Here is a 24644-nt window from a genome sequence, read left to right on the forward strand (position 1 = left end):
GGCGATCCCGGGACCATGGCATCGAGCGGGCATAGCCGGACCGCCGAGCGTGTTCACCGTCGGCTTCGGAGGCCGTCGAACACGATCTCCGCAGCGCGTCGCCACGACGGCGAGCCTGTGGTCTCCCCGAGCAGCGACAGCGCCCACAACAAGTTGACGACGTCTTCGTCGGTCGCGTCGGCGCGCAGCTCGCCTGCTTCCCGGACGCGTGCGAGAACCGTCGACAGATGCGACATTCCGCGATGGCACGCCTCCGCCAGCCGAGCGGCCGCGGGATGGTCTCCGGTGAACGCCTCGAGCAGCCCGCGATCGCCGGTCAGCCTGCCGAGCAGGTCTTCGACGAACCCGGTGAACGCCGTCCACGCGTCCGGCTCGGCCGCAGCGCGGGCGGCGATCTCGTCCACCGCCGCCAGTCGCGGCGGCAGGAGGGCCTCGATCAGGGTGTCGCGGGTCGGGAAATGGTTGTACAGCGTCCCGATGCTGACGCCCGCGCGCCGCGCGATCTCCTCCAGGGAACCCTCGAGGCCCTGCTCGGTGAAAACGTCGGCCGCCTCCCGCAACAACTTCTCCCGGTTGCGGGCGGCGTCCCGGCGCAGCGGTTTGGTCACGCTGCCATCCTACAAAATCTGAGGGCGCCCTCGATTTCATGCTACGGTGAGAAATCGAGGGGGGCCTCAGATTAAGGAGAGAACATGTCGGACCATGGAACAGCGGTGATCGTCGGCGTCGGCCCCGGCCTCGGGATGTCGATGGCCCGCCGCTTCGGCCGGGAAGGGTTCCGCGTGGCGCTGATCTCGCGCAGCGATGCGCGGCACGCCGGATACCTCGCGGACCTGGCGGCGCGCGGCATCGACGCCACCGCCCACGTCGCCGATGTCACCGACCGCTCGCGGCTCGCCGCGGTACTCGGCGACATCCGCCGCGAAGGTCCGATCGGATCGGTCTACTACGGGCCGGGGCCGACGCAGCAGCCCGTGCCGATCACCGACATCGATTCCGCCACGGCGCGAACGGCCTTCGAGTGGGTGTGGCCCGCGGTGGACGTGGTGGCTGAAGTGCTGCCCGGCATGCTCGATCGCGGGAACGGCGCTCTGTTCTTCGCCGGCGGCTTGTCCAGCGTCCGCCCCATGCCCATGCTCGGCCACCTCGCCCTCGCGACCGCCGCGCTGCGCAACTACGCCCTCACCCTCAACGCGGCGCTGACGGGACGCAACGTCTACGCGGGCACCCTCACCATCGGCGGACTCGTCGAACGCGGCGACATCCACACCATGGTCACGGCCGACCCGGCGCGTTTCGGCAGCCCGGAAGGTCACACCCTCGATCCGGACGAGCTGGCCGAGACGGCGTGGCGGATGTATCGCACCCGCGACCGGGCCGAAGAAGTCTTCGATGCCTTGGGCGGATGACGGCCGGGGTCAGCCGTAAAGTGCGATGAAGCGGTCGAGGGAGCGTTCGATATCGCCCTTGACCGCCCGGGCCACCCCGGCGCCGATCGGGCCGAACAGCGGCGCGCCGCCGAGTTCGATGTCGACGGTGACCTCCGAGCCCGAGCCCTTCGGGGCGACGAGCAGTTGCAGGCCCAGCTTGGTGCCGCCCTTGCCCGCGCCGGTCAGATGCAGGCGGCTCGGCGGCTCGGCGGCCCGAACCGTCCAGGTGACCCGATTGCGCAGCCCCTTTACCGAGGCGATGCCGACCAGTTGGGTGCCGACGGTCAGCTCGGTGGGCACCTCGCCGCGCCAGGCTTCGTGCATGGTCAGCCATTTGTCGAGTTCGGCGAGGTCGGAGGTGTGCGCCCAGGCCTCCTCCGGCGAGATCGGGACGTCGACCGAGACCTTCAGCTTTGCCATGGGCGCATGGTATCCGGTACCGCTGGTCCGCCCCGTTGTGAGGGCGCGGACGCTCGGCCCCGAGGTGAACACAACCCTTCGTAGTCGAATTCCAGAGCCCGGCAATACTTTTGTTGATGTGTCAGTGAGCGTCCATTCCACTGGGCGGTTCCGGCCGCCGGGAGCCGCCGCCGTCGACAGCGGTGGCCCGCCTCCGCCGAAGTCCACCTGACCTGCGGTTCCGTATGCAGCGCAAACGGGGTACGGCTTGTATGGCAGCCCAACAGTATTGCGCAGCAATGTCGCGATCGGCGGCACGTATCGTCCCAGCTCCGGGAAACCGAAAGTGTCGGTGGGATCGGCAGAGACTTCTCCGGAATGCTGCTAATGTGCGAATGGTCGGGTTCTGGTTACCGTTCGGATACGATCCGGGCGGTCGGCGATTGACATGTAATCGCCTGTCCTGCGGGCACTGTGCGGTAGGCACTCTCGGCGAGTGCCGGTGCCGCCGCGGGGTTTCCGGTACTCCGACGCGGACCCCACCGACCGGTCCGTTCATGGTCGGCAGGCGAGGGAAGGCGAGCGAAGCAGGATGGCAGTGGGCCGATTCCTCGAGACCAGTCAACGACGAAAGAACTGATGAATCAAGATATCGCCGTGGTGCTTTCATGGATCCTCGCCGCCGCTTTGGTGATCGCCGTAGCGGGGGCGTTGTACGCAGTGCAGTATGCCAAGGCTCAGCGAGCCAAGGTCGAGGCCCTGACCAGGGAACAGCGCGCGACAGAGGACACGCTCGAGCGGTTCGCCGCCACCACGCTACCCGCGGTGGCCGAATCGATCCGCCGGTTCGAGTCGCAGGTTCCCCCGGTCGAAGTCCAGGCGGGCATGGAGAATTCGCGGCTCGCGCAGATCCTGCGGTGGATCTCCGAGCGGTACGCCGACGATCTGAGCCTCATCCGCTCGGAGACCAGGGACCTGACCAACAACGAAGCGCAGCAGGCGATCAAGGCCGCCGAAGAGGCCGCGCGCAACGAGGTGGCCTCGGCGTCGCGCCAGGCGACCAGCGCCGCCGTCCGTTCCTTCGGCACCTCCGTGGTCAGCCTCGGCGCGGACGTCAGCCAGGTGGTGAGCGCCGCGCTGCGTGAGCATCGCGACGACCAGGTGTACGAAACGCTCACCCGTATCGACCACACCGTGCAGCAGATGATCCGCCAGGCGCAGTCCTACGTGATCGTCTGCGGTGGCCTGCCCGGCCGTCGCTGGCCCGCTCAGACGCTGACCGACGTGGTCGGCGGCGCCATCGGCCGCGTCCGCGAATACCTGCGGGTGCGACCCAACCAGCTCGACCGCGTCGTGATCAGCCGCGCGGTGGAACCGCTCGTGCACACGCTGGCGACCCTGCTGGACAACGCGTTGCGGTACTCCCCGCCGACTTCCTACGTGGACGTCAACTTCCAGGAGGGCCATCACGGCGTCACCGTCATCATCGATGACGCGGGCGTGCGGATGAACGCCGAGCAGATGGAGGAGGCTCGCCAAGTGCTCGCGCACGAGCGGCCCGTCGACATCCACCAGCTCGGCCCTTCGCCGAAGGTCGGCTTCCCGGGTATCGCCGCGCTGGCCCGCCGCTACGGTTTCACCGTCTACATCGATGGCCCGAACGTCTACGGCGGCATGCGCGCGATGGTCTACATCCCGGAGTCGCTGCTGGTCACACCGCAGAACGTCCAGGAGGTCGCGCCCGTGACCGAGGCAAAACCGGAGCCGGCAACGGTTCCCGCGCCCGCCGCGCCGAGCGAGCAGCCCGGCGACGACGAGCATTCGCTGACGGTGAGCGAGATCACCAGCGGGGGGTTACCCAAGCGGCGACGCAGGACGGTCGCGCTAGCCCCGGTGGGGCCGCGCACCGAACCGGGGCTGGCTCGCCCCGAGGTCGCCGCAGCTTGGCATACCGGCTCCAAGAGCGGCCGCGCCGCCGCATCTGATGACACGGAAGGGATGACATCCTGATGGCCACACCCGTGACCGACAGCAGCAACAAACTGGGCTGGCTACTCGAAGATCTCAGTATCCCGGGTGTGCGGTTCGCGGTGTTGCTGTCCGACGACGGCCTGCGGATCGCGCACTCCGCGGGGATCGCTCGCGACGAGGCGGAACGCTTCTCCGCGGCGGCCTCCGGCCTGCGCTCACTCGGCAAGGCGCTCGGTGAGTTCTGCGGCGACTCCACCAACGGCGTGCGGCAGAACATGACCGAGTACGACCAGGGCATGATCCTCATCACCGCGGCGGGGGAGGGCGCGCTACTGGGCGTCGCGACCACCAACGACATCGATGTGGGCCTCGTCGCACACCGGATGAACGAGCTCGCAGGCCGGGTCGGGCGCGAGCTCGGCAGCCAGCCGCGCAGGCGCGTAGACGGCAGCGAAATGCCATGATCGAGCGCAGCGAGCGAGTCAAAGGTACTGCGCCGCTGGGCATCACGGAGCCGAGCAAGCGCGAGGTGCCGTCATGAGCAAGCCGCGGCGCGACCCGGACCTCGTCCGGGCTTATGTGCGCACCGGAGGGCGTACGCGTCCCACTCGCGAGCTGGACCTGGTCACTTTGGTCCTGACCGCCAAAGATCCACTCCCCGGCGCGTCGCCCGATGCGCGCCGGGTCATGGCCCTGTGCAGCCGTCGGGGTGCGCTGTCGATCGCCGAGATCGCGGCGTACCTCGACCTGCCGCCGTCCGTCGTCAAGATCGTCACGTCCGATCTGATGGACGGCGGGCACCTGGTCACCCCCACCCCGGCCGAGTCCCTGCCGGAGATCGCTCTGCTGGAGGAGGTACTCAATGGGCTCCGTGCTCTCGCCGTCTGATCGCGCCGTCGACTACGTGCCGGAGACCGTGACCCGCTCGGTGAAACTGCTGGTGGCCGGCAACTTCGGTGTCGGCAAGACCACGTTCGTGAGCAGCGTCTCGGAGATCAAGCCGCTGCGCACCGAGGAGACCATCACCGAGGCCAGCGTCGGCGTGGACGATATGGCCGGGCTGCCCGGCAAGTCGCAGACCACGGTCGCGATGGACTTCGGCCGCATCACGCTCAGTCCCAAACTCGCCCTCTACCTGTTCGGCACGCCGGGGCAGCAGCGTTTCGTCCCTTTGTGGGAGGAGCTGGCTCGCGGTGCGCTCGGCGCGCTCGTGCTTGTCGACACCCGTCGCATCGAGAAGTCCGACGAGGTGCTGTCGGTGCTCGAGGAGCGCGGCGTCCCGTATTCGGTGGCAGTCAACCAGTTCGAAGGAGCGCGCCCCTACCCGCTCGACGAGGTGCGCGATGCCCTCGATCTGGAACCCGGCACACCGCTGACGACGCTGGACGCGCGTGACCGGGGCACTTGCCTGCGCTCACTGATCACGCTAGTCGAATTCTTGTTCCACCGTTTGGAGTCGCGCATTTGACCACGCCGCAGTCCTCGACCTACCCCGCGCACCTATCCAGTGGCGCCTGCCCGGTCGCGCACGGATCGCCGATCGACACCGACGGCCCCCGGATCCCGCTGTACGCGGAGGGATTCGCGGCCGACCCGCACGGGGTCTACCGGGAGATGCGCAGGCGCCACGGTTCGCTGGTCCCGATCGAATTGTCGCCCGGAGTCCCCGCCACCCTGGTGATCGGATACCAGGAAGCCCTGCGGATCCTGAACGATCCTGAGCACTTTCCCGCCGATCCCCGCATCTGGCAGAAGAACATTCCCGAGGACTCGCCCATCCGGCCGATGATGGAGTGGTACCCGAACGCCCTCCGCAACAGCGGCGCCGCGCATGCCCGCTACCGGGGCGCTTACACCGCCAGCATCGACGCCATCGACCTGCACGAGGTGCACTCGATGGTCGAGCGTATCGCCATTCCGCTGATCAACACCTTCTGCGCGAAGGGCTCCGCCGATCTGGTGACGCAGTACGCGTTCCCGCTCGTCTTCGAGGTGCTCAACCGGATCGTCGGCTGCTCCACCGAACTGGGGCAGCGGGTCGCGACCGGTATGGCCATGCTGTTCGACACCGTCGAGGCGGCCAAGGGCATGCAGATGCTCTCCGAGGCATTGATGGAGCTGATCCACCAGCGCCGCGCGGAGCCCGGCGACGACGTCACGTCCCGGTTGGCCCATCACCCGGCCAAGCTCGACGACGAGGAAATGCTCTCGAACCTGATCAGCCTCTACGGTGCGGGGATCGAGCCACAGCAGAACCTGATCACCAACACGCTGCTGTTGATGCTCACCGACGACCGTTTCGGCGGTGACGTTCTGGGCGGCAGCCTGTCGACGCGCGACGCGCTGGACGAGGTGCTGTTCAACGACCCGCCGATGGCGAACTTCTGCATCACCTATCCGCGGCAACCCATCCTGGTCGACAACACCTGGTTGCCCGCGCACCAGCCGGTGCTGGTGAGTCTCGCCGCCTGCAACAACGACCCGGCCATCCGCGGCGGTGACCGCGCAGGCAACCGCTCGCATCTGGCGTGGGCGGTCGGACCGCACGCCTGCCCCGCGAAGTCGGTGGCGTCCGTGGTCGTCCAAGAAGCCATCGACCAGCTCCTCGACGCTCTCCCCGAAATGCGGCTGGCCATACCCGCGGACGAAGTGGTCTGGCGTCCCGGCCCTTTCCACCGGGCGTTGGCGGCCCTGCCGGTCGTCTTCCCCAAGTCCCCTCCGTTGAACCTGGTGTAAGGAGAGCGTCCGATGTCGCAAGAGCCGATTGTCTTGGACCTGACCGGTTCCGATATCCAAGGCGAGGCTGCGCGGCTGCGCGAGCGTGGGCCGGTGGCCCTGGTGGAACTGCCCGGCGGGGTGCCCGCGTGGTCCATCACCGATGCCGTCGTGCTGAAGAGCCTGCTGGCCGACCCCCGCGTGTCGAAGGATCCCCGGCAGCACTGGGCGGCGTTCATGAACGGCGAGATCACCGAGGAGTGGCCGCTGCACCCCTGGGTGGCGGTCGACAATATGTTCACCGCCTACGGCGCCGAACATCGGCGGCTGCGCAAGCTGGTCGCGCCCGCGTTCACGCACCGTCGCACCGTGGCGCTTCGACCGCGCATCGAAGCGATCACCGCCGAGCTGCTCGACCGCCTCGCGGCGACCCCGCGTGGCACGGCGGTCGACCTGCGTGAGGGCTACGCCTACCCGGTGCCCATCCAGGTCATCACCGAACTGATGGGTGTGCCCGAACATCTGGGCCCCGGCGTGCGGAAATGCGTCGACGGGTTCTTCGACACCTCGTTCGGGCCGGAGGAGGCCCAGGCCAACTATCTCGAGATGTTCCGGCTGATCAGCGAACTCGTGGCATACCGTCGGGAGACGCCCGGCGACGACATCACGAGCGTGCTGATCGCCAGCCGGGACGAGGAGGACGGCTCGCGGCTGGCCGAGAAGGAACTCGTCGACACGCTGATGCTGGTCATCAACGCCGGGCACGAGACGACGGTGAACCTGCTCGATCAGGCCATCTACGCGTTGCTCACTCGCCCGGATCAGCGAGCCGACGTGGTGGAGGGCCGGACCCCCTGGTCGGATGTGGTGGAGGAGTCGCTGCGCTTCGAGGCGCCGGTCGCGCACCTGCCGCTGCGCTACGCCGTCGAGGACATCGACATCGCGGGCGTCCGGATTCCCAAGGGCGAGGCGATCCTGGCCTCCTACGTGGCGGCCAACCGCGATCCGAAGGTGCACGGCGCCACCGCGGGCGAGTTCGACGTGCGTCGGTCGGTCAAGGAGCATTTGGCTTTCGGCTACGGAGCGCACCACTGCCTGGGCGCGCCGCTGGCCCGGCTGGAAGCGGAGATCGCCCTCCCGGCGCTCTTCCGTCGCTTCCCGGACATGCGCCTGGCGGCCGACCCGTCCGAGCTGCGCCCCGTGCCCAGCTTCATCTCCAACGGTCACTCCGAGCTGCCGGTGTTCCTGGAGGCTGCGGAGTAGTCCGGCCCGTACGGGCTTTGCGATCACACCTGTCGGCAGCGGAGTTCGTTCGTCCCGTGCAGGACTCGATCACCCGCGTATCCCTCGCGGATACGCGGTGTTCCGCCGCGGGTGGAGAGGGTGTCCGCCGACACCCGATCGCCTCGATTTCGCGCACGAGATATGCTGTGCCCCAGTGGATTACGGCGTAGAGTCGGATCCAGCCACGTCCGCACGACGACCCGGCCTCCGGCTGGGCACGTGTCATGCGCCTACCCTGCTCGTCGAACGTTCCGTCTTTGGAGTCACGTTTTGACCACCCCACAGTCCTCGTCATCGTCCGCGCTGTCGTCGGGCGGCTGCCCCGTCCGGCACGGCTCACCGGTCGGCCCCGATGGTCCCCGGGTCGCGCTGTACTCGGATGAATTCGCCGCGGATCCCCATAGTGTCTATCGAGAGATGCGCCGCCGGTACGGTTCGCTGGTGCCGGTGGAACTGGCGCCCGGCGTGCCGGCCACGCTGGTGATCGGTTACCACACCGCCTTGCGCATCCTGAACGATCCCGACCATTTCCCGGCCGATTCGCGGACCTGGCAGAAGAACGTCCCCAGCGACTGCCCGGTCTTGCCGCTGCTGGAATGGCGTCCGGCGGCGATCCGCAACTCCGGCCCGGAGCACACCCGTTACCGGCAGGCCACGGTCGCGGGCATCGATGAGATCGACCAATTCGCACTGCAGGCCACGGTGGAGCGGATCGCCGTTCCGCTGATCAACAGCTTCTGCGGCGACGGCTCGGCCGACCTGATCGCGCAGTACGCGTTCCCGCTGTCGTTCGCGGTGATCAACGCCATGCTCGGTTGCCCACCCGACATCGGACAGCGGGCGGCGATGGGACTGGCCGCGATGTTCGAGGGCGTGGATGCCGAGCAGGGCAACGCGATGTTCAATGACGCGATGTCGGAACTGGTGGCGCTGAAACGATCCCAGCCCGGCGACGACATCGTCTCCCGCATATTGCAGCACCCCGTCGATTTCGACGACACGGAGATGGTCCAGCAGGTGCTGATGCTCTACGGCGCGGGCATCGAGCCGCAGCAGAACCTGATCATCAACACCCTGCGGCTGATGCTCACCGACCAGCGGTTCGCCGGCGGCATCATCGGTGGCAGCCTGTCGACGCGGGACGCGTTGGACGAGGTGTTGTTCACCGATCCGCCGCTGTCGAACTATTGCGTCACGTTTCCACGTCAGCCGATCCTGATCGACGGTGTCTGGCTACCGGCGCACCAGCCGGTGGTCATCAGCATGGCCGGATGCAACAACGATCCCGCGATCAACACGGGCGTATACACCGACAACCGGTCTCATCTCGCATGGAGCGTCGGGCCGCATGCCTGCCCGGCCCGATCGGTGGCCTATCTGATCGCCCAGGACGCGATTGATCAGCTGCTCGACGCGTTGCCCGAGATGCGGCTGGCCGTTCCCGCCGAAGAACTGGCCTGGCGGCCGGGCCCGTTTCACCGTTCGCTCACCGCGCTGCCGATTGTCTTCCCCGAATCCCCTCCGTTGCCTGTCTTCCCGGACCAGCAGGGGAGCGAACCGGCCTAGCCGCGAGCCGTCCGGCGATGGTAGGAACGCGGGATCGCGATTCAGAAGGGAGGCAGCCGCTCAGAGGCCGCCTGCGCACATGCCGACGAGGGTGCGCGCCGGCCTGTCGCCGATAACCACGCATCGAGTCGACCCACCGCGTCGCGCGCGCACGTGCGCGGCGAACGCGTTCGTCGACTGCTTGTTCTCTGGAGCTCTGTCTTTTGACCACGCCACACTTCCCGCCGTCCGCCGCTGCGAACGGGTGCCCCGTTCGACACAGCTCGCCGATCGACACCGACGGTCCTCGCTATTCGCTGTATTCGGAGGAATACGCGCAGGACCCGCACAAGGCCTACCGCGAAATGCGCCGCATGTACGGTCCGCTCGTTCCGGTCGAGTTATCGCCGAATGTGCCCGCCACTTTGGTGATCGGCTACCACACCGCGCTGCGCATCCTCAACGATCCCGATCACTTCCCGGCGGATCCCCGCACCTGGCAGAAGGACATTCCAGGTGAGTGCCCGGTCTTGCCGATGCTGGAATGGCGGCCGAACGCGCTGCGCAGCGCGGGCCTGGAACATCTGCGCTATCGCCGGGCCAACGTCGCCGCCGTCGCCGGGATCGATCTGCACGCGCTGCACGGAACCATCGAGCAGATCGCCATTCCGCTGATCAACGCGTTCTGCGAGGACGGCGCGGCGGACATGATCAGCCAGTACGCGTTTCCACTCAGCTTTGCGGTGCTCAACGCGATGATCGGCTGCCCGCCGGACATCGGACAGCAGGTCGCGACCGGTATGGCCGCCATCTTCGAGGGCGTCAACGCCGACAAGGGCAACGCGATGCTCACCGACGCGCTGTTCGAACTGGTGCAGTTGAAGCGGAAGGAACCGGGCGACGACATCTCCTCCAGGTTGCTGCGGCACTCCGCGGGCCTGGACGACGTGGAGATGATCCACCAGTTGGCGACGCTCTACGGCGCGGGCATCGAACCACAGCAGAACCTCATCGTCAACACGCTGCTGCTGATGCTCACCGACGAACGCTTCGCGGGAGACTTTCTCGGCGGCAGCCTCTCGACGCGCGATGCCCTGGACGAGGTGTTGTTCAACGACCCCCCGATGGCCAACTACTGCGTCAGCTACCCGAAGCAGCCGATCCTCATCGACGGCGTCTGGCTGCCCGCGCACCAGCCGGTCCTGATCAGTATGGCGGGCTGCAACAACGATCCCGCGATCGGCGTCGGTCAACGTATCGACAGCCGTGCGCACCTGGCGTGGAGCGTGGGGCCGCACGCGTGCCCCGCACGGTCGGCCGCGTATCTGCTGGCCCAGGACGCCATCGATCAGATCCTCGACGCACTGCCCGAATTGAAGCTGGCGGTCGAGCCCGGCCAATTGAGCTGGCGGCCCGGTCCATTCCATCGCGCCCTGGTGTCCCTACCCGTCGTGTTTCCCAAATCCCCTCCATTGACTGTTTTCTGAGGAGTCCCGATGGACACACAACCCCTAGTCCTCGACCCGGCCGGCGCCGACATCCAGGGCGAGTCCGCACGAATCCGGGAGCGCGGGCCGGTGGCCCTCGTCGAATTGCCGGGCGGCGTGCGGGCATGGTCGGTCACCGACACCGCGGTGCTCAAGCAGTTGCTGGCCGACCCGAGGGTGTCGAAAGACGCCAGGCAGCACTGGCCCGCGTTCATCAACGGGGAGATACCCCAGGATTGGCCGCTGTTCCTGTGGGTCGCCGTGAACAACATGTTCACCGCGTACGGCGCCGATCACCGCAGGCTGCGCAAGCTGGTCGCCCCCGCGTTCACCCACCGCCGTACCCAGGCGATGCGCCCGTTGATCGAGCAGATCACCGCGGACCTGTTGGCCGAGCTCGCCGCGATCCCGGCGGGCGAGGCGGTCGACCTCAGGGAGCGTTTCGCCTACCCGCTGCCGATCCAGGTCATCAGCGCGCTGATGGGCGTACCGGAATCCCTGAACGCCGGTTTGCGCACCTGCGTCGACGGGATCTTCGACACTTCGCTCGGACCCGAGGCGTCACAGGCGAATTACCTGGAGATGTACCGGATCCTCGGTGAACTCGTCGCCTACCGGCGCGAGACGCCCGGTGATGACATGACCAGCCTGCTGATCGCGCATCGCGACGAGGAGGACGGCTCGCAGCTGACCGATCAGGAGCTGATCGACACGTTGCTGCTCGTCATCAGCGCCGGGCACGAGACCACGGTGAACCTGCTCGATCAAGCCGTTTTCGCGCTGCTGACCCATCAAGAGCAGTGGGCGGAGGTGACCGAGGGGCGTGCGGCTTGGAGCGATCTGATCGAAGAGGCGCTGCGCTACGAGGCGCCGGTGGCGCACCTGCCGCTGCGCTTCGCCGTCGACGACATCGAGATCGGCGGCCGGCGCATCGCCAAGGGCGACCCGATTCTCGCCTCCTACGCCGGGGCCAACCGCGATCCGAAATTGCACGGCGCCACCGCCGACGAGTTCGACGTGCGGCGACCGACCAAGGAGCATCTGGCTTTCGGCTACGGGGCGCATCACTGCTTGGGCGCGCCGCTGGCCCGGCTGGAAGCCGAGATCGCCCTGCCTGCCCTCTTCCAGCGCTTCCCGAAGCTGCGTCTGGCGGCGAGCCCCGCCGAACTCGGCGCAGTGTCCAGCTTCATCTCCAACGGACATGCCAGGCTTCCCGTGTACCTGGCACCGGTGGACTAGGAGCAGGAACGCGCCCCCGGTCGCGGGCGGGGGCGCGTGCACCGGGGGCGCGTGATCGACGCCGCTGTGTGGACGTGAACGCAGGTGGCTCGCAATGTGGCGATCGCCACTCTGCATTTTCAGTGTCGGCGCGGAAGCCGTTGTGGTGGACTATCATCCACGGGATGTAGATCGGAAAGCTGGTCTACGCAGCCGTCGCACGGGCGACCCACCCTTGTCGGCGTCGGCGTCTCAGACGAATCTGCCGCCGCGGTCGAAGGTTTGCGCCGCTCGGCCCGGCATGTTTGCGCGACGATCGCGCGGGCATCCGGAGAACGTCGCATCACGCTGGGAGGACCGATGGCTACCGAAGACCGGACCGCAGTGTTCGACGCGGTGGTCGCGGCGGCGGACTACCCCGTGCTGCTGGTCACAGTGCAGGCCGAAGGCCGGCGCGCGGGCTGCCTGGTCGGTTTCGCGACGCAGGTCAGCATCGAGCCGCGCCGGTTCCTGATCGGCCTGTCCAAGAAGAACCACACCTATCGGGTCGCCCAGCGGGCCGACCGGCTCGCGGTGCATTTGCTGGGCAGCGAACAGCGCTCGCTTGCCCGGCTTTTCGGCGGTGAGACCGGCGACGACATCGACAAGTTCATGCATTGCGGCTGGCACTCCGGCCCCGGCGGCATTCCCGTGCTCAGCACGGTGCCCTGCTGGTTCAGCGCCCACATCCGCGAGCGGTACGACTTCGGCGATCACGTCGGAGTGCTACTGGAACCCGAGGACGGCGCCGTGCTGCGCCACGCGGCGGAGACATTGCATTATCACTCGGTCGCGGATCTGGTTGCCGGGCATACTGTCTGAGGTGGTCACGTCGCGATCCGGCTGTCAGCGCGGCGTGTTCGCAAGGCCGAAGCGTTCGGCGAAGGTGGACAGCTCGTCGCGCGCGATTGCCGGGTCGCCCGTACTCGCGCTCACCACTACGCGCGTAACGCCCTGCTCGGCGAGGCCTTCGACTCGTTCGGCCGGCATGTCGATCGATCCCCAGCGCGTGTACTCGAACGCGTGAGCGCCGCGCCCCTCCGCGTCGGCCGCCGCGCGGACCTCCTGGAGCTGGCGGGCGCGTTCGGCCGGTCCGAGCATGCCGCCCGGGAAGTATCCGTCGCCGCGCGCTCCGGCGCGGCGGGCGGCTGCCCGGCTCGATCCACCGACATGGATCGGCAAGGGCTCGCCCCCAGCGGGCTTCGGGTAACTGCACAGGTTCTCGAATCGGAAGAACTCACCGTCGAAGCTAACGCCGTTCGCGTCGCCGGACCACAGCAGTCGCAGCACGTCGATGGCCTCGTCGGCGCGACGGCCGCGGGTGGCGAAATCCACGCCCATCGCTCGCGCCTCACCGGGCAGGCTGCCCAGTCCCACCGTGAGCAGGCGCATCCGGCCCTTGGACAGCACATCGATCGTCGCCAGGCGTTTGGCGAGCACCACCGGATGGTGATAGGGCAGCAGCAGCACCGCGGTGCCGAGCAGGATCCGGTCCGTCGCCGCGGCCACGAAACTCAGCGCGTCGAGCGGATCGGCGAACGGCACCGACGGCGTGATCTCCATCGGCCCGACGGTCGCGCCCGGATACAGGGCGATGTGCTCGGGCAGGTAAATGGCCTCGAATCCGCAGCGCTCGGCGTGCTGTGCGTAGCCGATCAGCCGGTCGGGGTCGACGCCGAAGATCGGCGTGCTGTAGCTGACCGCGAACTTCACCGCTGCTCCCGCACCCGGTCGAACTCGCACGCCGCGGCCAGGCGGCCGCGCAACTGTCTGCGCACGTCCTCCAGGCGGTCCAGGTAGGAATCGACCTCGGCCAGCTTGCGCCGCAAGGTGGACACCGAATCCGGGCAGACGTCCGCGGAGCCGTGACCTGCCCGCAGGCAGGCCACGAAGGGACGGACGTCGTCGAGGTCGAAGCCGGCGCCGAGCAGTTCGCGGATCTTCCCCACGATGAGCAACTCGGTGTCGTCGTAGAACCGGTACCCATTGGCCGCGCGGCGTGGCCGCACCAAACCGTGCTCTTCGTAGTAGCGCAGGGCGCGCGTGCTCGTGCCGGCCCGCCGCGCCAATTCGCCGATGCGCATCCGTCCTCCTTCGCCCAGGTCACCGCAAACGCTAAACCTTCTCGTCGACGTCAAGGCAAGCGTCTGCCTATTCTCGGGTGAGCCGTCCGGCGGTCGTGCCCGCCGATTTCCTCCCGACCAGAGAGCGATTCGTGACGAGTGCCCATTTCTTCCTTCCGATCCGAGACGACGAACGGGAACTGCTCGATCGGGTCTCGGACCTGGCGATCGGATTCGCCGCCGAGGCAGCGGATTACGACGAGCGCGCCGAGATCGCCGTCGCGCATCTCGACGCGTTGCACACGGCGGGAGTGAATCAGGCGGTCCTACCCGAATCGGCAGGCGGCGCGGGGTTGAGCTACTCGGGGCTCGGGCGCCTGATCCGGATTCTCGCCAAGGCCGATCCGTCCACCGCGACGATCTGGACGATGCACGCGGGGGCCGGTGTCGCCCTGGCCGAATTCACCCGGGAGACATTGGGTTCGTTCTTCGCCGAGGAGTTCCGTGCGGGCAAGCGCTTCGCGAACGCGCTGTCCGAACCCGCCAGCGGCAACCGTTTCCTCCAACCACAGCAGGTCGCCATGCCGACCGAGGGCGGATGGTCGCTCAGCGGGGCGAAGCGGTTCGTGTCGGGAAGCGAGATCGCCGATTATCTGCTGGTCAACGCGCTCGTGGCGGGGGAGCCCGCCTTCTTCGGCGTGGTCCCCGACGAGACGGTGTCGGTCATCCCGATCTGGGACACTCTCGGCTTGCGCGCTACCCGCAGTCAGCTGCTGGCGTTCGACAACACCCTGTTGCGCGCCGATTACCGAGGGCGGGGTCCTCGGCCCGAAGATTTCGCGGTGATCCCCGCCGGTCTGCCCGCGATCTCGCTGGGTATCGCCGATGCGGCGCTGGACGCGCTGGTCGAGCACGCTCGGGCCAGGGAGATACTGGGTAAGCCCTTGGCGCACCAGCAGTGGGTGCAATACGACGTCGCGGACGTCCAGACCCGGCTCGCGGCGGCGCACACGCTCTATGAACAGGCGTTGTGGCAGGCCGACAACGGGATCGCGTCGTTCTTCGACAACCTCGCCCGGGCGAAATACCTGGCGAACAAGGTCGCGGTCGAGGTGGCGCAACTGGGCGTCCGGGTCGGCGGCGCCTCCGGGTATCTCAAGCGGTCCCCGATCCAGCGCCACTTGCGCGATGCCCAGGCGGGCCAGCTCATGGCGTATTCGACCGAGGTGATCGCCGGTGTGATCGGCAGGGAAGTCCTGGGCGTGCCGGACGGGGCGTGAATCGCAGGAGTCGATCGAAGACCGCAGCCGCCGAGAATCCGGACATATCACGCGAACAGGTCGTGACTCGTTTACTCCTTGCGGCTACACTCCGCGCCTTGTGAGTACTGCCGCGGCAACCGGGCCCCGAAAAGAACGTTACGTCTGGGGCGCGGCCACCGTCGTCGGTGTGATCGCCGGGTATGTGTCGGTGCTGCTGGCCGACGCCAGGCATTACTACACCGACGACACCGAGGCGCAGTACGCCCCCATGTGGGTGATGCTCGGCGAGTTGCTGCGCGACGGCCGCTTTCCCGCGCTCGTCCCGCACGAGTGGATGGCGGGCAACTACACCCTGGAAGAGGCGGCGCTGTTCAATCCGCCGCAGCTGCTGGTCTATCTCCTCGCGCCCTCGATGGACGACCTCGCCGCCTACGCGACCGCGGTGAAGCTGGTCTTCTCGATCATCGCCGCGCTCGGCGTGTTCCGCATCTGCCTCGCCTACGGCGCTCGCCCCCGGTGGGCCGCTGTCGCGGGCGTCGCGTTCCCGCTGAGCGGCTGGTTCCTGTTCTTCGACCAGGCCAGCTGGTTCACCCCGCACGTGGCGACCGCCTGGATGGTGCACGCCTGGGCGTCGGCGGTGCAGTATGCCCGCGGCCGGAGTGGACCGCTGCCGGTATTCGTCTTCCTGTACCTGACGCTCACGGTTCAATACGCGTTCACCGCGGTGCAATCGGCGCTGATCATCGCCGCGGTCGCGGCCGGTGAGGTGGTGTATCAACGCCGTTGGGCGCCGACGGTCCGGCTCTGCCTCGCGGCGGGGTGCGCGGCGCTCACCGCGGCGATCGCGAATCTGTCCGGCATCCTGTCCTCGCAGGTGACCTGGCGCGGCAGCGTGCAGATCCACAACGACCCGTTTCTGACGGTGCCGTGGTCGGAGTCGCTGAACGCGAGCCTGCCGAGCACCACGCCCGCGTTCACCGCCTGGTGGGGGCACGTACAGCCGCTGCCCATGGTCTACATCGCGTGGTTCCTCATCCCGGCGCTGGCGTTCATCGGCTGGCGTGCGGCGCGCTCCGCCGCCAGGGACCTCAGCGGACCGGTCTTCTTGGCGGTCGCGGTGCTGATGTGGACGGCGGGCCCCGGCGCCATCGGTCCGCTGCGCTGGCCGGCCCGCGTGCTGCCGATGCTCGCCATCGTGTTACTCGTGCTGGTCTGCGTCTTGCTGAGCCGCCACGGCACCTTCGCCGCCTCGCGCCGACGCGCCACAGCCGCCGCCGTACTGATCGGCCTGTTGTTCGTGCGGTCGGTCTCGGCCGCTCCGGAACTGGTGCTGCGGCATGTGGCGGGGGCGCTCGCGGTGGGCGCGCTGGGCGCGGCCGCCCTGTGGGTGGTGCGCCATCGCGGCGCGGCTGCGGCGTGCGCACTGGCCGTCCTCGCCATGTTCCCCATCGCCTACGCGCAGGTGGCCGGTGCGCCGAGCACGCCGATGTCCTACAACTTCCCGGAACGGCGCTCGGCGATGCGCGCCGCGTTCCCCGACTTCGACGGCCTCACCTTGCAACTGGCCGACCGCGCCGCCGTCCACCCGCGAGACCGGAACCTGGCCGGCGCCTACGGTTCGCTGGCCATCGGCAACTACGCGAAGGCGCTCGGCCTCGACTACGTCAACGCCTATACGCCGATCGGGCACGCCGCCTTCGCCGGCATGCTGTGCATGGCCTGGGACGGCAGCACCTGCCCGGACGCGTTCCGCCGCGCCTTCGCGACCGAAACCGTCACGGGGGCGAGCATCGTCGACTTGATGAAGGTCGACCGGGTGGTCCTGCATCGCACGCAATACCCGGACGCCCGCGACCGTCCCGCGCCCCCGGGCTGGCGGTGGGCGGACTACCCGGGCCACGAGCGCCACATCTGGGTGCTGGAGCGCGCCGCCGGGCCCGTGTCCACCCGCAACGGGCCGATCGCCCACACCGCGGGGGTGGCCGCCGAGACGAAGAACGCGCTCGACGACATCACCATCCGTTCCGTGGTCAGCTCCGCCAGCGGCGGGCGCGTCGTGTTCTCCCGGCTCGCCTGGCCGGGCCACCGCGTCACCCTGAACGGGCGCGAGCTGGCGGCGGGCACGATCGGCGGCGTGTTCCTCGCGGTCGACATCCCGGCGGGCACCTCGGGCGCGGAATTGATCGTGGACTGGAGTCCGCCCGGCAGCCGGATCGGGATCGCGACCACCGCGGCCGGGCTCGTCGGACTCGGCCTTTTGCAGTGGGCGTACCACCGGACGCGTCGCCGCATGACCGAGGAACCGTCCGAGGCTGCGCAGACCCCCGTGGCCGCACCTGAACTGGTGACCGTGGACGCCTGAGCGCCTGCGCGTCTAGCGCGTGTTCGGCTCCGGTGCGCGGTGGCTCTCGACCAGGAACGCCGTCATCGCCTCGGCGACCGCCGCGGGCTGGTCGAGCATGGAAAGGACGTAGGCGTCGTCGATTTCGACCAGCTTCGCCTTCGGGATGAGTTCGGCGAGCCTGCGTCCGTGCTCGCGGGGCATCACCTTGCCCGCCGACGACCACAGGATCAGCGCGTCCCCCTGGAAGTCGCGCAGCGCTCCGGTATTCGCGATCAACTCCGGTTTGCGGAAGCCCGACTTGGTATAGGCCAGCAGGTCCCGCCGGATCCGGGCGTCCCGCAACCCCGGCTCGGTCCAGCCGCGCACCAGCGCGTCGGGCAGCGGGCGCCGCGCCATCCAGCCGAACAGCAGCGGCGAGCGGCGCAGCCACGGCACACGCAATTGCCGTAGCGCCAGCGAGATCCCACCGGGGAGATAGGTGGCGACGGTGGCCATTTTGCCCGGCAAACCGGGTGGGAAATTGTCGAACGCCTCGCACGGCAGCACGATCAGCCTGCCGACGCGTCGGTCGAGCCCGTAGGCGGTGAGGAACAGCGCTCCGCCCCAATCGCTGTGCACGAGCGTCACCTCGCGCAGGTCCAAGGCTTCGAGGAAATCGGCGACCAGCCGATTCAAGCCGCGCAGGCTCAGGTCGACATCGGGGCGCAGCGGGAGAGGATGGGCGCCGAGCGGCAGGTCCGGCAGCACATAGCGGAAGCCGCTGGGAAGGGCGTCGAGTACGTCGTCCCACAGCGTGTGGTTCATCAGCAGGCCGTGTAGCAGGACGACCGGAGGTCCGTCACCGCGCTCGACATAGTGCACCCGGCCCGCGGGGAGTTCGACGACAGGCATGTCCGCCTCCATTCGAGCGATCGCTCTAGAGTATTTGCTCTAGTCTGGAATGGTGACCGAGAAGATGTCAACCAGCACCCGGGAACGCCTCGTGACCGTGACGGCCGAGCTGATGCGCACCCAGGGCTACGCGGGAACCAGCGTCAAACAGATCACTGTCGCCGCCGAGGCCCCGATGGGCTCCCTCTATCACCACTTCCCGGGCGGCAAACCCCAGATCGCCGCCGCCGCGCTGCGCGTGTCCGGAGCCGCGTACATCCAGTTGCTGCCCCTGCTGCTCGATCCCCATGACGACCTGCGCGAAGCGGTGCCCGCCGCCTTCGCGGCCGCCGCCGAGCAGATCGAGCAGACCGGCTGGATCAACATGTGCCCGGTCGGCACCGTCGCGGGGGAGGTCGCCGACAGCGAACCCGCGCTGCGCGAAGTCGCGGCCGAGGTCATCGCCGCGTGGATCGAGGAGGGCGCCGACTATTTCGTCCGGCGTGGCCTGCCGGTCACGGATGCGCGCGACCTCATCCTCGCCGTCCTCACCGCCCTCGAGGGCGCTTTCGTCCTCAGCCGCACCCTGCGCTCCACCGAACCCTTGCACGCGGCGGGCCGGTCGTTGCGCGCCCGCATCGAGCAGGTGCTGACCACGGTCCGCGCATAGCGGTTCACTCCTCGAGCGAACGTCCGGTCGTTTCGAGCGCTTCGCGCAGCAGGCGAACGGCTTTCGGGCCGACGCCGTGCAGCGCCAGCAGTTGCGTCTGCGTAGACGCGGCGACCTGCGCGAGCGTGGTGATCCCGGCGGCGACCAGCGCTTGGCGGGCCGGTCTGCCGATGGCCATGGGCAAGTCGCTCACGACGGCGTCCACGTCGTCCCCGGCGGACACCTGTGCCGCGAGCCGTTTCGGCGCTCGCGCGAGCCAGGCGCGCCGCACCCAGTGGTTGAGCTGCTGGCCGTTGATATCCGACAGCGAGATGCGGACGCCGATCGGCACGGCGCCACGGGTCAGCCGCTCGGCGGTCGGGTGCGCCGACAGGACTTCGTCGGCGTCCGGTCCGGACAGATGAAGCTGGGCTCGCCCGTCCTCGCCTACCGCCGCGAACTGTTTGTCGCGCACGGCGAACGCGACCACACCGGATCGGGTGCTCTGTTCGACGGTCTCGGGCAGCGCCAGCGCGGCCTTGCGTAGTTGGGCGCGGGTCGTCATGCGCCCAACTGTGGCACAGCGTTACGTGCGAGTCAGCGGGATCTCCAGGTGAACGGTCTGGAACCCGGGACCGGGCCCGCGGGCGTCGTGGATGATCTCGCCGAAAGTGAGCCAGAAGTCCAAGGCTCCGGGAGTCCTGGCGTCGGTGTGCAGATACAGACGCTCGAATTCCGGTGTTGCGGAGACGTAGTCGATCGCCGCGCCGACCAATTGTGTGGCCAGACCACGCCGGTGGTGCTCAGGGCGAACGTAGACCCGGAACAGCTGCGCGGTGCTCTGGTCGGGGAATTGTTCGGCCAGCCACTGGGGGTGTGGTGGATGACGCGGACCCTGGGCGCGGATCGCGGTGGTGGCGACGACGCGGCCTTCGTGCTCGGCGACCCAGAGCCGGTTGAGCGGGTGGCGCAGATACGCCGTTTCCGGGTCGATCACATCGTGATGGTGCTCGGGCAGATAACCGATGCCGAACACCTCGTAGAAGGTGTCGAGCATGACGCTGCGGGCGCCGGGAATATCCTCGGGGCAGGCCACGCGCAGTCGGTAACCGGTGGCCGCGGGCGCGCTCACCGTTGCGCTCCGATTTCACGATCCAGTACTTCCAGGCCCTCGACGGCGACCGGTCCCGGGCCGGTGTAGCCGAACGGGACGGCGACGATCCGGTTGGCGCGGATCGCGCGCAGCTCCGCCAGTTCGGGGCGGCCGCGCAGCGCCTCGCGCGCCGATTCCGGGGTCTGGGCGCCTTGGGTGAGCAGGATGATCACCTCGGGATCGCGCTGGATCAGCGTTTCGGTGTTGACTTCGACGTTGCGTTCGGCGAGGTCGCCGAACACGTTGTCGAGGCGGAGGATTCCCATCTGGGTGGCGACGGTGCTCGTGCTGCCGTAGGCGCTCAGCTCGGCGCCGTCGCGCGAGATGATCAGCGCCGCGGCGGGCCGGGTCACCTGATCGGCGCGGTGGCGGTCGGCGATCGCGGCCACTCGCTGCCGCAGAGCGGCGACCTCGGCGTTCGCCGCCGCGGACGTGCCGAACAACCGGCCGTACAACTCGATGTCGGCGAAGATGTCGTCGAAGCTTCCCGCGGCATCGCGGCAGTAGCCGCGGCTCACCAGCAGCGGGATGTTCACCCGTGCCAGATCATCGGGCGTGACCGCGGCGCCCTCGAAACTCACCACCAGATCGGGCGTGCGGTTGATGATCTCCTCGCGCGCGAGTTCGCCGGTGGGAGCGGTGACTTCGACGTCCTTCAGCGCGTCGGCGTACCGGCCGGGAAACGGCGCGGTTTCGAAGGTGCGGGTGACGATGCGGTCGGCGGCGCCCGCGGCCGCGATGAGTGGTGCCGCGACGGAGCCGACCGTCACCACGCGCCGGGGCGCGGCGGTGAAGGCCACGTCGCGGCCACAGCTCGAGATCGTCATCGGAAAGCCCTCCGACGCTTGGACGGGGGCGGGAGCGGGGCTGCCGCAGCCGGTGAGCAGCGCCGCGGCGAGCAGCGCGACGGGTAACGGCGCGAGCCGGGCGGCCCGGGTGAGACCAATGGACACGATGATCGATGTTCCTTCCGTACGGGCTCGGTTTCAGGCGGGTGACTGCCGGAACCGGCGGATCAGCATCAGCAGCAGCGGCGCGCCGACGACGGCGGTGACGATGCCCAGCGGCAGCTCGCGGGGCGCGAAGACGACGCGGGCCGCGACGTCCGCGACGACCAGGAACAGGGCGCCCAGCACCGCCGAGAGCGGGATCAGCCTGCGATGCGTGCCGCCGCCGCAGAGGCGGGCGACATGCGGCACGATCAGGCCGACGAAGCCGATCGCGCCCGCGACCGCGACGACCGCGCCGATGGCGAGCGCGACGATGCCCAGCGCGAGCATCCGGAGCCGCACCGGCGATTGGCCCAGCGCGCGGGCGGTGTCGTCACCTGCGGCGAGCACGTCCAACCGCGTGGCCAGCAGCAGCAAGGAACCGACCGCGGCCACGGTGACCAGCGCCGTGGTGGTCACCGACGACCAGCCTGCCGAACTCAGCGAACCGAGCAGCCAGAACAGCACGGTCCGGGCGCCTTCCTGATTGTCGGAGGCGAAGATCAGGAAACTGGTGGCCGCGGAGAACAGGTAACCGATGGTGACCCCGCCCAGCAGCAGCCGCAGCGAGGTCATCTGCCCGTTGATCCTGGCGATGGCGAACAGCAGGACCGTCGCGGCCAGCGCACCGGCGAACGCGCTGGTCGCCAGCGCGCCCGCGGTGGCCGCGGTGACGCCGAACAGCAGTGACACCGCCGCGCCGGTCGACGCGCCGGAGGTGACGCCGAGGATGTGCGGGTCGGCGAGCACGTTGCGCACCATGGTTTGCAGCACCGCGCCCGCGACGGCCAGCGCCGCGCCGACCATCGCGCCGAGCAGCACGCGCGGCACGCGCACCAGCCAGACGATGGAATCCTGGGCCGGTGTCCAGTCCGCGACCACGGGCGTCCCGAAGGTGTGGTGGCCGACGATGCGCGCGACGGTGCCGGGCGGCACCCACACCGGGCCCAACCCGGTGGCCACGATCAGCGCCACTGCCAGCGTGGCGCCGAGCCCGCCGAGCCACAGCAGGGTCGTCGCGCGGTGTCGCGCGTATTCCAGATCGTCGGCGTCCTCGGTGTGCGACCGGGTCGTTGTCATCGGACGGCAGCCTTCCCGGTATCGAGCGCCTCGGCGGGCGATGCCACCTCGCGCGGGCCGAACAGCAGTTGAATCGCGCCGAACGCGGCCGACATGTGGACCGAGACGCCGTAGACGGGTTCGAGGATGCCGGGCGTGAGCACTTCCTCGACCGGCCCCGCGGCGGCCACCCGGCCTTGGTGCAGCAGCACCAAGCGGTCGCAGTAGCGGGCGGCAAGATTCAGGTCGTGCAGCACCACCAGCGTGGTCGTGGTCGTCAGATCGCGGATCAGACCGAGTAATTCGTGCTGGTAGCCGATGTCGAGATGATTCGTCGGTTCGTCGAGCAGCAGGTGGTCGGCCTGCTGCGCCAGCGCGCGTGCGATGAGGACCCGTTGGCGCTCCCCGCCGGAAAGCGCGGTGTAGGGGCGATCGGCCAGGTGACGGGCGCCGACGCGAGCAAGCGCCGTAGCGGCGGCGATCCGGTCGGCACGCGAGTAACCCTGCAGCGCACCGGCCCACGGAGCGCGGCCGAGCAGCACGGTCTCGGCGACGGTGATGGGCGTCTCGGCGGGCGACTCCTGGGCTACCACGGCCAGGCGCGCCGCCAGCTCGCGCCCGCGCAGCGCCTCGACGGGAGTGCCGTTGATGGCCACCACACCCGACCGCGGCCGCAGCGCACGGTAGAGCAGGCGCAACAGTGTGGATTTGCCCGACCCGTTGGGACCGATCAAGCCGACGGTCGTGCCGGGCTCGGCGACCAGCCCGACGCCGTCGAGCACGATCCGACCGTCATAGGAGAAGGCTACGTCGTCCACCGTGATCATCGGCTCACCACGTCCGCGGCGCGTCGCGACGGCACGGTCCAGGCCGGCGCGACGGTGTCGTCGAGGCCGAGCGCCGCGATCGCGGCACGGGCCACCGCGCTGACCGCTGCCTGCTCGTCGGCGTTCAGCGCGGCCGGGAACATGAGCCTGCCTCGTTTAACGCGGGCACTCCGGTGAGCCGCTTGTCGGTCACGCCGACCACGGTGGCGTGGCCGCGCACGGTGACCGTCTCGTATGTCCTCCGTCGCGTATTCCGGCCGGAAGCAGCGTGCTCATCGAGCCGGCCCAGGTCTCCACCCTCAGCAGATGTCCCACAAACCCTCCAAGTGTCGAGCAGCAAATAATGATAACCATTGCCACTAAGTGCGCAAGGGCGGTCGCTGGTCGAGAAGGGTGAAAGGTCTGTGCTGCAACAACTGCCGTGAAGAAGTTGTTGATAACGACAATCATTATCAATAATGGTCGAGTTGGGCACTTCAGCCCGACCGATTTCACGATGAGGAAACCCCCATGTTGCTGAGGACACTTGCCGCGCCCGCGCTCGCCGCCCTGACCGCCGCGACGGCCACCGCGCACGCCGACCCGGGTGACGACCGGTCCATCTCCTTCACCGCGCACGCCACCGACACGGCCTCGATCATCGAAATCGACTCGGGCGCATTGGTTGTCGAGGATGCGACGCTGAAAGTCAAGTCCCGACACGGCGTCACCGTCGCGGGCACGCCGCTGACGTTCACCCTCGACGAGTTCGAGTTCCCGATCATCGCCGAGATCTCCGGCCGCACCGCGACACTCACGCCGGACCTGTCGCTGGACCGTGCGGTCTACGAGCCGGTCGCGCTGCCGTTCGAGGACAAGGCGCCGTGGAAGACCGAGTACGACCGTGAGCAGGCCGCTTGGTCCCGTATGACCAGCACCATCAGCATGGGCGCCACCATCGGCACTCTGGTCGGCGGCATCGGCGGCGCGGCCGTCGGTTGTGTCCTCGGCGGCATCGCGGGCGCGACCATCGCCGCGGGCACCATCGCCGGTTTGTTCGGTCCGTTCATCCCGGCCGCGGCTGTGGGCTGCCTCGTCGGCGTCGCCGCGGTCGGCGCGCTGGGTACCGTCGCGGGCCAGATCCTGGTCACCGCACCGGTGGCCATCGGCGCGGCGATCCAGTACTTCACCACGATCAACGCGCCCTACCCGGCGAAGTAACCCGTTCACCGCCATTCGCTCGGCAACGGAGGATGCCGCCCGGTCGGAAGGGGCGGATGTGCCGGAGAACGGGGTCGGGTTGCCCGATTCCCCAGTGTCTCAGCGGTAGTCGGGTCCGTGACGTCTCACCACGTCCGGGC

26 protein-coding genes are annotated in these 24644 nt (G+C 68.7%); 15 read left to right on the plus strand and 11 right to left on the minus strand.

What is annotated here, in order from left to right:
* Nucleotides 1–53 precede the first annotated feature (53 nt).
* On the minus strand, nt 54–608 hold the full coding sequence (locus tag M8859_RS11805) for a TetR/AcrR family transcriptional regulator (RefSeq protein WP_159926742.1): 555 nt from the start codon (nt 606–608) through the stop codon (nt 54–56).
* A gap of 84 nt (nt 609–692) precedes the next feature.
* On the opposite strand from M8859_RS11805, the gene M8859_RS11810 reads away from it, so the two are divergent.
* Nucleotides 693–1409 (plus strand): SDR family NAD(P)-dependent oxidoreductase, encoded by a 717-nt coding sequence (locus M8859_RS11810; protein WP_249644217.1) that lies wholly within the window; start codon nt 693–695, stop codon nt 1407–1409.
* A gap of 9 nt (nt 1410–1418) precedes the next feature.
* Here the strand turns inward: M8859_RS11810 and M8859_RS11815 are convergent, their stop codons facing one another.
* Complete coding sequence (locus M8859_RS11815) at nt 1419–1850, minus strand: type II toxin-antitoxin system Rv0910 family toxin (RefSeq protein ID WP_159926746.1); 432 nt, start codon at nt 1848–1850, stop codon at nt 1419–1421.
* 618 nt (nt 1851–2468) lie between these two features.
* On the opposite strand from M8859_RS11815, the gene M8859_RS11820 reads away from it, so the two are divergent.
* From M8859_RS11820 to M8859_RS11865, 10 genes are all read left to right on the plus strand, one after another.
* Nucleotides 2469–3839, plus strand: coding sequence for an ATP-binding protein (locus M8859_RS11820; protein ID WP_195070674.1), 1371 nt, complete (start codon nt 2469–2471; stop codon nt 3837–3839).
* Nucleotides 3839–4264, plus strand: coding sequence for a roadblock/LC7 domain-containing protein (locus tag M8859_RS11825; RefSeq protein WP_159926750.1), 426 nt, complete (start codon nt 3839–3841; stop codon nt 4262–4264). The genes M8859_RS11820 and M8859_RS11825 overlap by 1 nt, the downstream gene beginning before the upstream one ends.
* A gap of 73 nt (nt 4265–4337) precedes the next feature.
* A complete protein-coding gene (locus tag M8859_RS11830; RefSeq protein WP_159926752.1) occupies nt 4338–4688 on the plus strand; it encodes a DUF742 domain-containing protein in 351 nt (116 codons plus the stop codon).
* Nucleotides 4663–5268, plus strand: a complete 606-nt coding sequence (locus M8859_RS11835; protein ID WP_159926754.1) for a GTP-binding protein — start codon at nt 4663–4665, stop codon at nt 5266–5268. The genes M8859_RS11830 and M8859_RS11835 overlap by 26 nt, the downstream gene beginning before the upstream one ends.
* Entirely contained in the window at nt 5265–6536 is a 1272-nt protein-coding gene (locus M8859_RS11840; protein ID WP_159926756.1) for a cytochrome P450, read from the plus strand. The genes M8859_RS11835 and M8859_RS11840 overlap by 4 nt, the downstream gene beginning before the upstream one ends.
* 12 nt (nt 6537–6548) lie before the next feature.
* Nucleotides 6549–7778, plus strand: coding sequence for a cytochrome P450 family protein (locus tag M8859_RS11845; protein WP_195070673.1), 1230 nt, complete (start codon nt 6549–6551; stop codon nt 7776–7778).
* A gap of 291 nt (nt 7779–8069) precedes the next feature.
* On the plus strand, nt 8070–9365 hold the full coding sequence (locus M8859_RS11850) for a cytochrome P450 (protein ID WP_370523807.1): 1296 nt from the start codon (nt 8070–8072) through the stop codon (nt 9363–9365).
* 203 nt (nt 9366–9568) lie between these two features.
* Nucleotides 9569–10831 carry a cytochrome P450 gene (locus M8859_RS11855; RefSeq protein ID WP_159926768.1) on the plus strand — a complete coding sequence of 421 codons (1263 nt, stop codon included), beginning with the start codon at nt 9569–9571 and terminating at the stop codon, nt 10829–10831.
* A 9-nt stretch (nt 10832–10840) separates the two neighbouring features.
* Nucleotides 10841–12070, plus strand: coding sequence for a cytochrome P450 family protein (locus M8859_RS11860; RefSeq protein WP_195070672.1), 1230 nt, complete (start codon nt 10841–10843; stop codon nt 12068–12070).
* A 339-nt stretch (nt 12071–12409) separates the two neighbouring features.
* Nucleotides 12410–12910 carry a flavin reductase family protein gene (locus M8859_RS11865; RefSeq protein WP_159926780.1) on the plus strand — a complete coding sequence of 167 codons (501 nt, stop codon included), beginning with the start codon at nt 12410–12412 and terminating at the stop codon, nt 12908–12910.
* 24 nt (nt 12911–12934) lie between these two features.
* Here M8859_RS11865 and M8859_RS11870 read toward each other — a convergent pair whose 3' ends face one another.
* Together M8859_RS11870 and M8859_RS11875 are read right to left on the minus strand one after the other, a co-directional pair.
* Nucleotides 12935–13801, minus strand: coding sequence for a TIGR03619 family F420-dependent LLM class oxidoreductase (locus M8859_RS11870; RefSeq protein ID WP_159926782.1), 867 nt, complete (start codon nt 13799–13801; stop codon nt 12935–12937).
* Nucleotides 13798–14172: a MerR family transcriptional regulator gene (locus tag M8859_RS11875; protein ID WP_159926784.1), complete on the minus strand. Its 375-nt coding sequence runs from the start codon at nt 14170–14172 to the stop codon at nt 13798–13800. The genes M8859_RS11870 and M8859_RS11875 overlap by 4 nt, the downstream gene beginning before the upstream one ends.
* Nucleotides 14173–14303: 131 nt before the next feature.
* Between M8859_RS11875 and M8859_RS37245 the strand changes: the two genes are divergently transcribed.
* Both M8859_RS37245 and M8859_RS11885 read left to right on the plus strand, forming a co-directional pair.
* Nucleotides 14304–15431 carry an acyl-CoA dehydrogenase family protein gene (locus M8859_RS37245; RefSeq protein WP_159926786.1) on the plus strand — a complete coding sequence of 376 codons (1128 nt, stop codon included), beginning with the start codon at nt 14304–14306 and terminating at the stop codon, nt 15429–15431.
* 100 nt (nt 15432–15531) lie between these two features.
* Nucleotides 15532–17775, plus strand: a complete 2244-nt coding sequence (locus M8859_RS11885; RefSeq protein WP_195070670.1) for a hypothetical protein — start codon at nt 15532–15534, stop codon at nt 17773–17775.
* Between the two features lie 12 nt (nt 17776–17787).
* Here M8859_RS11885 and M8859_RS11890 read toward each other — a convergent pair whose 3' ends face one another.
* Nucleotides 17788–18648, minus strand: coding sequence for an alpha/beta fold hydrolase (locus M8859_RS11890; RefSeq protein ID WP_195070669.1), 861 nt, complete (start codon nt 18646–18648; stop codon nt 17788–17790).
* A gap of 64 nt (nt 18649–18712) precedes the next feature.
* Here M8859_RS11890 and M8859_RS11895 point away from each other — a divergent pair, with 64 nt between their 5' ends.
* Complete coding sequence (locus M8859_RS11895) at nt 18713–19297, plus strand: TetR/AcrR family transcriptional regulator (protein ID WP_249644218.1); 585 nt, start codon at nt 18713–18715, stop codon at nt 19295–19297.
* Between the two features lie 4 nt (nt 19298–19301).
* On the opposite strand, the gene M8859_RS11900 is transcribed toward M8859_RS11895, so the two are convergent.
* From M8859_RS11900 to M8859_RS11925, 6 genes are read right to left on the minus strand one after another with little or no spacing between them, the layout of a single operon-like run.
* Nucleotides 19302–19841, minus strand: a complete 540-nt coding sequence (locus M8859_RS11900; RefSeq protein WP_159926792.1) for a helix-hairpin-helix domain-containing protein — start codon at nt 19839–19841, stop codon at nt 19302–19304.
* 21 nt (nt 19842–19862) lie between these two features.
* On the minus strand, nt 19863–20408 hold the full coding sequence (locus M8859_RS11905; protein ID WP_223516607.1) for a GNAT family N-acetyltransferase: 546 nt from the start codon (nt 20406–20408) through the stop codon (nt 19863–19865).
* The gene (locus M8859_RS11910) at nt 20405–21382 is read right to left on the minus strand and encodes an ABC transporter substrate-binding protein (RefSeq protein WP_159926794.1); all 978 of its coding nucleotides are present in this window, start codon (nt 21380–21382) and stop codon (nt 20405–20407) included. Before M8859_RS11910 ends, M8859_RS11905 begins: the two co-directional genes overlap by 4 nt.
* Nucleotides 21383–21415: 33 nt before the next feature.
* Nucleotides 21416–22498 (minus strand): FecCD family ABC transporter permease, encoded by a 1083-nt coding sequence (locus M8859_RS11915; RefSeq protein WP_249644219.1) that lies wholly within the window; start codon nt 22496–22498, stop codon nt 21416–21418.
* Nucleotides 22495–23304, minus strand: a complete 810-nt coding sequence (locus tag M8859_RS11920) for an ABC transporter ATP-binding protein (protein ID WP_159926798.1) — start codon at nt 23302–23304, stop codon at nt 22495–22497. Before M8859_RS11920 ends, M8859_RS11915 begins: the two co-directional genes overlap by 4 nt.
* Nucleotides 23301–23447 carry a hypothetical protein gene (locus M8859_RS11925; protein WP_249644220.1) on the minus strand — a complete coding sequence of 49 codons (147 nt, stop codon included), beginning with the start codon at nt 23445–23447 and terminating at the stop codon, nt 23301–23303. Before M8859_RS11925 ends, M8859_RS11920 begins: the two co-directional genes overlap by 4 nt.
* 367 nt (nt 23448–23814) lie before the next feature.
* Between M8859_RS11925 and M8859_RS11930 the strand changes: the two genes are divergently transcribed.
* Nucleotides 23815–24504 (plus strand): DUF8020 domain-containing protein, encoded by a 690-nt coding sequence (locus tag M8859_RS11930; RefSeq protein ID WP_249644221.1) that lies wholly within the window; start codon nt 23815–23817, stop codon nt 24502–24504.
* The last annotated feature ends 140 nt before the right edge of the window (nt 24505–24644 follow it).

The organism is Nocardia sputi, assembly GCF_023501985.1.